Source organism: Streptomyces sp. NPDC007856, assembly GCF_042868225.1.
Lineage (GTDB): Bacteria > Actinomycetota > Actinomycetes > Streptomycetales > Streptomycetaceae > Streptomyces.
In genome coordinates this window covers 16,443-26,803 of the sequence record NZ_JBIAEC010000024.1, presented here as the reverse complement: position 1 = coordinate 26,803, position 10,361 = coordinate 16,443, and the positions used below count along the sequence as shown (strand labels likewise).

Genomic DNA, 10,361 nt, shown 5'->3' with positions numbered 1-10,361 from the left:
CGACGTGTCGTGGATGACGCGTCCGCCCCGGACGTCGTTGCGGCCTCGCGCCGCTTCGAAGCGGCGGGGGCCGAGGCGCACGACACGGGTGTCGACGTGCTCGTGCGGTTCTGGCCACAACCGGCCGAGGACGCCGAAACGGCCGCCGCCGCACGGGAGATGACGGAAGCCGCGCTGGCCGAACTGCAGACCCTCGTCGCACAGGAGGAGGCACCCGCCCGGACCATCTGGGTGACCCGCGGCGCGGTCGCGGCCGACGACCGGGACACCGTGCCGGGCCTCGCCCAGTCGGCGCTGTGGGGCCTGGCCCGCAGCGCCCGTGCCGAGCATCCGGACCTCGGGCTGACGCTGCTCGACCTCGACGACACCGATCCCGCGGCCGCCCTGCTAGCCGCCGTCGCTCACGAGGGCGAGCCCGAACTCGCCGGGCGCTCGGGCACCTTGCTCGTGCCCCGGCTCATGCGCGCCCGCGCCGCCGGCACGGACCGTGCACGGACACCCGTCGACGGCACCGTATTGATCACCGGAGGCCTCGGCACCGTCGGACGCCACATCGCCCGGCTCCTCGCCGAACGGGGCGTGCCCCGCCTGCTGCTGACGTCCCGGCGTGGAGCCGACGACCCGCGCACGGCCGAGGTCACCGCCGAACTGACGGCGCTCGGCGCCGCGGTCGAGGTGGCCGCGTGCGACGTCTCCGACGCCGCGGCCCTGGCCGACATTGTCGGTTCCGTCGCCCACGAACTCCGCGGCGTCGTGCACTGCGCCGGCGTCCTGGACGACGGGGTGGTCGCCGAGCTGACCCCCGAACGCCTCGCGCGGGTACTCAGCCCCAAGGTGGACGGCGCCGCCCATCTGCACCGGCTCACCGCCGGCGCGCGGCTCGACCTGTTCCTGCTGGTCTCCTCCGCCGCCGGTGTCGTCGGCAACGCGGGCCAGGCCAACTACGCCGCCGCCAACGCCTTCCTCGACCAACTCGCCCACCACCGGCGTGCCCTGGGGCTGCCCGCGGTGTCGATTTCCTTCGGCGCCTGGGCGGGCGAGGGACTCGCCGCCGAAAACGCCGACCTGGAGCGGATGGCCCGCCTCGGCCACCGCGCCCTGACTCCGGAACAGGGCCGCGACCTCGTCGAACTCGCGCTGCGCCGGAACGCCCCGCACCTGGTCGCCTGGGCGCTTGACCTGTCCCGCCTGCGCGAGACCACGGCCGGCCCGGGAGGCGGTGCGGCCGCCCTGTGGCGCTCGCTGCTTCCCGCGCCCCGCACCGGGCAGGACGGCGCGGACGGCCTGGCGGACCGGCTGGCCCGGCTGCCCGAGGCCGAGCGCGCCGACCGCGTCCTGGCCCTGGTCCGCGAGGAGGCCTCCCGCGCCCTCGGTCTGCGCTCGGCGGAGTCCGTCCGCGCCGACCAGCCGCTACGCGACCTCGGCATGGACTCGGTGACGGCGGTGGAGCTCCGTAACCGCATCGGTGCCCGCCTCGGCTCCCGGCTCCCGGCCACCCTGCTGTTCGACCACCCCACCCCGGCCCGCCTCGCCGAGCACCTGCTGGCCACCGTGATCGCGCCGAGCGGCCCCGCCGCCCGCCGTCCCGCGCCCGCCGCGCCGCACACCCGCACCGCGACGCACGACGAGCCGGTCGCCCTGGTGGCCATGGCCTGCCGCCTGCCGGGCGGCGCGGGCGACCCGGAGGAGCTGTGGCGGCTGGTCGCCGAGGGCCGTGACGCGGTCGGCCCGTTCCCGGCCGGGCGCTGGGACGTCGAGTCGCTGTACGACCCCGACCCGGAGGCGCCGGGCAAGTCGTACGCCCGGGAGGGCGGCTTCCTGGACGACATCGGGTCCTTCGACGCGGGTTTCTTCGGCATCACCCCGAAGGAGGCCGCCGCCATGGATCCGCAGCAGCGGCTGCTGCTGGAGACCGCGTGGGAGGCGCTGGAGCGCGCCGGGATCGTCCCCGCCGAACTGGCGGGCAGCACCGCCGGCGTGTACGTCGGCATGTTCGGCAGCGACTACCTGTCGGGCTCCCGGCTCGACCAGCTGGACGGATACGTCGGCACCGGGTCGGCGCTGAGCGTGGCCTCGGGCCGGCTGGCGTACGCACTCGGGCTGCACGGCCCGGCGCTGACGGTGGACACGGCGTGCTCGTCGTCGCTCGTCGCGGTGCACCTGGCGGCGCAGGCGCTGCGGTCGGGCGAGTGCGACCTGGCGCTGGCCGGCGGTGTGACGCTCATGGTGACCCCGCAGACCTTCGTGGAGTTCAGCCGGCTGCGGGGCCTGTCCCCGACCGGCCGCTGCCGCTCCTTCTCCGACGACGCCGACGGCGCCGTCTGGGCCGAGGGCGCCGGCATGCTCGTACTGAAGCGGCTGGGCGACGCGCGGCGGGACGGCGACGAGGTGCTTGCGGTGCTGCGCGGCACGGCCGTCAACCAGGACGGCCGCAGCCAGGGCCTGTCCGCGCCCAACGGCCCGGCGCAGGAACAGGTGATCCGGCGGGCCCTGGAGCTCTCCGGCCTCGAACCCGCCGACATCGACTACGTGGAGGCGCACGGCACGGGCACGACGCTGGGCGACCCGATCGAGGCGAACGCCCTGGCGCAGGTCTTCGGTGCCTCCCGCCCCCGGCACCGCCCGCTGTACCTGGGCTCACTCAAGTCCAACCTCGGGCACACGCAGGCCGCCTCGGGCATCGCCGGACTGATCAAGGTGGTGCAGTCGCTGCGCCACCGGATGCTGCCGGCCACCCTGCACGCCGGCACACCCAGCCGGCACGTCGAGTGGGACGGCAGCGGCCTGCATCTGCTGCAGGAAGCCGTGCCGTGGCCGGCCTCGAAGGAGCGCGTCCGGCGGGCCGGCGTCAGTGCCTTCGGGATCAGCGGGACCAACGCCCATGTGATCGTGGAGGAGGCCCCGCCGTCCGCGCCGGAGCCCGGCCTTGCAGGTGAACTTCCGTCCGGCAAGCGGTTGTTCATCCTGTCCGGGCGGAGCGAGGCCGCGCTGCGCGGCCAGGCCGCGCGGCTGGCCCGGCACCTGACCGGGGACACACCGCTGCCGGATGTCGCCTACACCCTGGCCCGGCACCGCAGCCACTTCCCCTGGCGGGCGGCGCTCGCGGCGGGCGACGTGGACGAACTGCGCGCCGCGCTCGATGCGTTCAGCTCCGGACGGGCGCAGCCGGCCACGCCGCGCGAGGAGGAGACGGGCAAGGTGGCCTTCGTCTTCTCCGGGCACGGCGGCCAATGGCCGGGGATGGGCCTGGAGTTGCTGGCCGGCTCGGAGGCGTTCCGCGAGGAGCTGACCCGGATCGACGAGGCGGTGCAGCAGCACGTCGGCTGGTCGGTGCTCAACGCGCTGCGGGCACCGGAGGAGTTCTCCCCGCTGCACCGGACCGAGTGCCTGCAACCGGTGCTGTTCGCGGTCAACGCGGCGCTGGCCGCCGCGTGGCGGGCGCTCGGCGTGGTCCCGGACGCCGTGGTCGGGCACAGCCTGGGCGAGATCGCCGCCGCGTACAGCGTGGGCGCCCTCGGCCTGGACGACGCCGTGGCCGTGGTGACCGGTCGGGCCCGGGCCGTCGTCCCGCTGGTCGGGCAGGGCGGCATGGTCGCGGTGGAGCTGCCGCGGGCGCAGGTCGAGGAACTGCTCGCCCCCTACGCGGACCGGCTCTTCGTCGCCGCGGTCAACAGCGCGGGCTCCACGGCCGTCTCCGGCGCCGCCGACGCACTGGCCGAGCTGCGCCGCCGGCTCGAGGAGCGGGGGATCACCGTACGACGGCTGTCGACGCCGTTCGCCTCGCACACCCCGCTGATGGAACCTCTGCGCACGGAGTTGCTCGACCGCTTTTCCGGTATCCGGGGCGCACAGGCGTCGACCCCGCTGTACTCGACGGTGCTGGCCGAACCCGTCTCCGGCGACCGGCTGGACGCCGACTACTGGTACGCCAACCTCAGGCAGCCCGTCCGTTTCGCCGACACCATCCGGCGGATGCTGGACGACGGCTACCGCTACTTCGTCGAGCTCAGCCCGCATCCCTCGCTGCTGTCCGCCATCGAGGCGGTGGCGGCGGAGGCCGGGATCGACGTGGCCGGCGTCGGCTCGCTGCGCCGTCAGCAGGACGGACCCGATGTCCTGCTGCGCAGGGTCGGCGAGTTGTACGTCGCGGGGCACGCGCCCGACTGGCCGGCGCTGTTCCCGCAAGGCCGCCGCGTCGAACTGCCGACGTACGCCTTCGCCCGCGAACGCCACTGGCTCACGCCCGCCCCGGCCACCGCCACGGGCTCCTCACCGGTCCTCGGCACCCACGTCGAGTCCAGCGACGAGCCCGACCGGCACCTCTTCCAGAGCGACATCGACCTGCGGGACAGCCGCTTCGCCTATCTGAACGACCACCGGGTGGACGGCGAGGTCTGGCTGCCCGGCGCCGCCTTCCTCGCCATGGTGCTGGAGGCCGCCTCCGCGGTGCAGGGCGGTCGCCAAGCCCAGCTGAGCGACATCGAGTTCGTGCAGCCGTTGCGGATGGATCCCGAACGGCCCGTACGGGTGCAGCTGGTGCTGCGGCCCGCCCGGGACGGCTTCCGGTCCTTCACCGTCGCCTCCGCTGCCGCCGGTGAGCGGCGCCCGCGGTGGGAGCGTCATGTCAGCGGACGCATCGCAGTGTCCGGCGAGCAGCCCCCGGCCGACGTGCGACCCGACGACGTGCGGTGCGACGAGGTGCAGTTCGACGAGGTGCCGCTCGCCGCCATGCGTGAGCGGTGCACGCAGGAAGTGGACCTGCCGGGGGTGTACGCCGGGCTGAGCGCCCTCGGCATCGACTACGGCCCCGCCTTCCGGGGCCTGGAGCAGGGCCGCCGCGGGAACTCGACGGGCCTGGGCCGACTGGCCGCCAGGGCCGCCGCGGGCCATCTGCTGCACCCCGCGGTCCTCGACGCCGCGTTCCACACGGCCGCCCTGCCCCAGCACGCGCCCGAGGGCCGGGCGTTCGTGCCCGCCGGGGCGGGACGGCTGCGGTTCACCGGCCTGCGCACCACGCCTGCCTGGGCCGGCTGCGAACTGCGCACCGTGTCCGGCGACATCGCCACCCTGGACCTCAGGATCTGGGACGAGGACGACAAACTCGTCCTGGAGATGGAGGGGTTCCGGCTGGCCGCGCTCTCGCCGCTGGACGGCGCCCTCTACGAGACCCGCTGGCACCCGCGCCCGGTGGCGCAGGAGCCGCCGGTGAAGGGCAGCTGGCTGATCCTGGCCGACGACACGGGGGTGGCGGACGCGCTCGGCGAGCGGCTCGGCTCCTCGGTGCCGCATGTCGTCGCCCGCAGGGGCAGCGCCTTCGCCGTCGAGGGACCGGGACGCTACGTCCTCGATCCGGCCGACCCCGACCACCTGACCCGGCTGCTGGAGGAGGCCTTCGCGGGCGGACAGCCCGAGCAGGTGGTCCAGCTGACCGCCCTCGACGCCCCGGCGATCGCCGACGCCGGATCGGCCGAGCAGGCGGCGCGGCTGTGCTGCCTGAGCACCCTGCACCTGGTGCGCGCCCTCGCCGGCCGTCCGCAGGGCCGGGCTCCGCGCCTGTTCGTGGTCGTACGCGGCAGCCAGGCAGCCGGCGACAGCACCGGGGTGACCAACCCGCAGCAGGCGCTCGCCTGGGGCTTCGGGCTCGCGGTGGCGCAGGAGTACCCGGAGCTGTCGACCACGCTGATCGACCTGCCGCCCACCGACGGCGTCGACGCCCTGTGGACCCAGCTCAGGCACGCCGACGACGAACGGCTCGTCGCGCTGCGCGACACCGGCCGCCTGGTGCCACGCCTGGCCCACACCCGCCCGGACGACGGCGGTCACGGCGAGACCTCCGTGGACGGTGTGCACCTGATCACCGGCGGTCTGGGCGGCCTCGGCCGCGTCGTCGCCGAGCGGCTGGTCCGCCGCGGGGCCCGCCGACTGGCTCTCATGAGCCGGGGCACGCCCGACGCGGAGGCCGTCAACTGGATCACAGGTCTGGAAGAGCGGGGCGTCACCGTGCACCTGGCCCGCGCCGACGTCGCCGACCGGGAGAGTCTCACGGCCGCCCTGGACGCCGTACGGCACGCCTCTGGCCCGATCACCACGGTCGTGCACGCGGCCGGTGTGCTCGACGACGCCACGGTGGCGAGCCTGACCGACGAACGCGTCCTGCGCGTCCTCGCCCCGAAGGTCCTGGGCACCGCTCTCCTCACCGAGCTGATCCCGGAGGCCCGGAACCTGGTCCTGTTCGCCTCCGCGGCCGGGCTCCTCGGGTCGGCCGGGCAGAGCCCGTACTCGGCGGCGAACGCCTTCCTCGACGCCTGGGCACACCACCTTTCCCGCTCCGATCGCCGGGCGCTGAGCCTGGACTGGGGTGCCTGGGCCGGTGTCGGCATGGTCGCCGGGTCCGGCACCCGGGCCGCCGAGACCAGCCGCTCGGGCCTGGTCGCCTTCTCGCCGCAGGAGGGAGGCGAGCTGTTCGAGCGGGTCCTGGCCACCGCCCGCCGCCAGCTCGCGCCGATCGCCCTGGACCGGGAGATGCTGACGCTCGTCCCCGACGCCGTGCGTACCCGCCCGATCCTGGGCGACCTGGTCACCGTCCCGACGGGCACGGCCGCCTCGGACGACCTCGTCGAGAAGGTGTTCGCGGCGACGACCGACCCGGACCGTGCCACCTGGCTGGAGGCGTACGTCCGGGCCCGGGTCGGTGAGGTCTCCGGAGGAGCGGTCGACGTGTCGGCGACCACGGCCCTGAAGCAACTGGGCCTGGACTCCCTGATGCTGGTGCGGTTGCGCAACGCCTTCGTCCGCGAACTGGGCGTGGAGCTGCCGGCCGCGGACGTGTTCGCGGCGTCCGACATCCGTGGCCTCGCCCAGGCCCTGGCCGAGGGCCTTCCGGAGCGGGGCGCCGTGGCGCGGCAGGACTCCGGCGACCTCGCCGGGGCGGTCCCGGAGACCGAACTGCGGCCCGCGACACGAGACGTCGTACGACTGCTGCGCAGCGCCCGGCCGGGCATGCCGGACGCGGCGCACGGCATCGGCCTCGCCGTACGGCTGACCGAGCCGACCACACCGGAGACGCTCACCGGCATCCTCACCCGGCTCGTCGCGCGGCACGCGGCCCTGCGCACCGCGATCATCACCGGGGAGGAAGGCGTACGGCAGCTGCGCGTGGACCGGGAGCCGGCACAGCCGGTGCTGCGCTGCACGGCCGTCGAAGGCCCACTCGACGCCGCCGAGTGCCTGCGCGCCCTGCTGGAGCCGCCGTTCGACCTCGCGACGACACCGCTGTGGCGGTTCGAGCTGGTGGACGGCGGCGCACGCGGCCAGATCCTGGTGTTCGGCGCCCACCACGCGGTCGGCGACCTGCAGTCGCTGCTGCTCGTGGCCGGGGAGATCGACGCGGAACTGTCCGGCACCTCCCTCGGCGCCTCCGTCACCAACCGCGACATCGCCCTGCTCATCGAGGCCCAGCAGGGCGGCGAGGGGGCGGGCGCCGAGTGGCGCGAGCACTTCCACGGCAGCGAACGGCTCGACCTGGAGCTGGACCGGCCGCGCCCGTCGACCCGGTCGTACCGGGCCGGCAGCGTGACCGTGACGATTCCCGACGGGCTGATGGAACGGGTCGCGGCGGCCGCGAGCAGGCTGGCAGTCACTCCCGCCGCCTTCTGCCTCGGCACCCTGACGGTGCTGCTGGCCGGAAAGCGGGAACGGGAGCGGTTCGTGCTCGCCGTGCCCGTGGACACCCGCATCCACGCCGAGGCGTACGACGCGGTGGGCTTCTTCGGCGTGCCGGTGCCGTTCCCGGCCGAGGCCCGCGCGGGCGAACAGGTCGCCGAGGTGCTGCGCCGCACCGACGCGCGCCTGCAGCGCCTCCTGGCCAAGGGCGCCATGTTCTCCGACGTCCTGGCCACCCTGGCCCGGCAGGGCCTGCACCGGGAGAACGCGCCGCTCGTCGAGGTCTACTTCAACTACGTACGGTCCGCGCGCCACCTCACCCGGCTGGAGGTGCTGCCGGCCGGCACCGGCTACTCCGACCTCGACCTGATGATCACCATGACCCCGGACGCGGCAAGCGTCCGGCTCGATCACAACCTGGACATCCTGGACGCCGCGACCACCGCCGAGCTGGGGGAGGAGTTCCTGCGGTCGCTGGGGGAGGCGGCCGAGGACCCTGCGGCACCGGCGCGCGCCGGCACCCGGGCTCCCGCGGGTACGGCGCCCGCACCTCGCCGGTCCCTGGCCCTCGCCGCCACCTTCGCCCTCGGCAACCTCCCGCTGATGTGCGAGGCGGCCGTCGAGAACGAGGCCGGGGACGGCGGACCGGCGATCACCGAGGCGCCGTACCACCACGTGCTCGCGAGTCTCCAGGACCCCTCGGGTGTCTTCGCCGACCCCGCGACCGCGGTGGGTGCGGTGCTGCTGCGGGCGGTGGACCTGGAGCGCTTCGGCCCGGTCGACGACGCGCTGCTCGCCGAGCTGCGCACCGCCTACCCGGCCGCGCTGAAGGCCCTGTACGAACGCACCCGCAAGCCGCTGATCGTCGGCTTCCTGCCCGCCGCCCGTCAGGAGGACCGGCTGACGCGGTGGGAGCGCGAGGTGGCCGCCGACCTGGCCGGGCTGCCCGGCATCGCGGTGCTCGGCACCGACGAGTGGACCCGGCACCACCCCGGTGGGGAACGCTTCGACGAGCGGACCGAGCGGCTGGCCCACCTGCCCTTCACGCCACCCTTCCAGGCGGCCGTGGCGCTGCGCCTCGCCGACGTCGTACGGGCGGTGCTGCGCCCCATGCCCAAGGTGATCTCGGTGGACGGCGACGAGACCCTGTGGGGCGGGGTCGCCGGCGAGATCGGTCCCGAGGCCGTCGATCTGACCGGTCCGCGCGCCCTGCTCGCGCGAAGGCTGCTGCAGTGGCGCGAGGCGGGCGCGCTGCTGGCGCTCGTCAGCAACAACGACGAGGCCACGGTCCGCGCCGTCCTGGACCGCCCGGACAGCCTGCTGAGGGCGGAGCACTTCAGCGTGCTGTCGGCCGCCTGGGGACCGAAGCCGGGCCGCCTGGCCGAGGCCGCACGCACGCTCGGCCTCGGCCTGGACAGCTTCCTGTTCCTGGACGACAACCCCGCCGAGATCGCCAAGGTGCGCTCCGCGCTGCCGCAGGTGCTGTCGGTGACCTGCCCGTCCGCGGACGAACTGGAGGAGTTCCTGGGCCGGTTGTGGCCGCTGGTCCCCGCGGCGGCGACCGCCGAGGACGCGCTGCGGGCCCGGTTCTACGCGCAGGAACGGGAACGGGAGACCGTCCGCGCAGCCGCCGGGTTCGAGGAGTTCCTCGCGCAGCTGCAACTGGAGGTCGATATCCGGGCGCTGTGCGAGGCCGACGTGGAGCGGGCCGAGCAACTCGTTCGCCGCACCAACCAGTTCACGCTCCACTCCCGGTCGGCCGACGGCGGCGACGTCGCCCGGTGGCGGCAGCGGGGCGAGGTGTGGACGGCGGCGGCCCGGGACCGGTTCGGCGACTACGGCCAGATCGCCCTGCTTGCCGTACGCGCTGACGGTGACCAACTGGATGTCCTGGCCTGGCTGATGAGCTGCCGGGCGCTCGGCCGAGGAGTCGAGGAACGCCTGTTGCGGTGGCTGGCCGACCGTGCCGAGGAACTGGGCTGCACGAAAGTCCGGCTGACGGCGGAGCGCACGGAGCGCAACGTACCGGCACGGCGACTGGTGGCCGCGCTCGGCGGCGGTGACCCAGACGACGAGCGCCTGGAGGCCGTGGTCACACCGGACCACCTGAGGGCGTTCCGGTCCTGGGAGCAGCGGTGAGGACGTCCCGCAGCACGGACCTCGTCAAAGGCAACGGAAAGACGCGCACATCGATGAAGGGCTCTCATGCGTGACGTGACCAAGGACTCCGGGCAGCGGGCGACCGCCGAGGCGATCGAGCGCGGTGGCGGCGGGCTCGGCGTGGACGACCTGCTGGCCAGGGTGATGCAGGCCGCCACCGGTGCGGACTCCGGTGCCGCCCCCGCCCCGCCCCGGGACGTGGACGGCGTCGCCGCCGCCATCGCCGCCGCGGCGGGCCGCCATCTGCCCGCGGGACACCTGTCGCCCGACGCCGACTTCTTCGACGCGGGGGGAACGTCCGTGCACGCCGTGGAACTCGTCGCGGAGCTGGAGGGCGAGCTGGGCATCGAGTTCGACCTGGACGAGGTGTTCGCCGACGCCCGTCCGATCAGTCTCGCCCGGCGCTGGCTGCAGACGACCGGGGCCGAAGCGTCGAGCGAGGCCACCCCGCCGACCGTGCACGCAGGCACCCCGCCGACCGTGCACGCAGGCACCCCGCCGACCGTGCACGCAGGCACCCCGCCGACCGTGCACGCAGG

Annotated in this window: 2 protein-coding genes; both read left to right on the top strand. The window is 74.8% G+C overall.

The window, feature by feature from the left end; genetic code table 11:
- Positions 1–9: 9 nt before the first annotated feature.
- Positions 10–9,801: an SDR family NAD(P)-dependent oxidoreductase gene (locus ACFYOH_RS38330; protein ID WP_388635530.1), complete on the top strand. Its 9,792-nt coding sequence runs from the start codon at positions 10–12 to the stop codon at positions 9,799–9,801.
- A gap of 66 nt (positions 9,802–9,867) precedes the next feature.
- A partial coding sequence (locus ACFYOH_RS38325) for an acyl carrier protein (RefSeq protein WP_388635528.1) occupies positions 9,868–10,361 on the top strand: 494 nt, incomplete at its 3' end.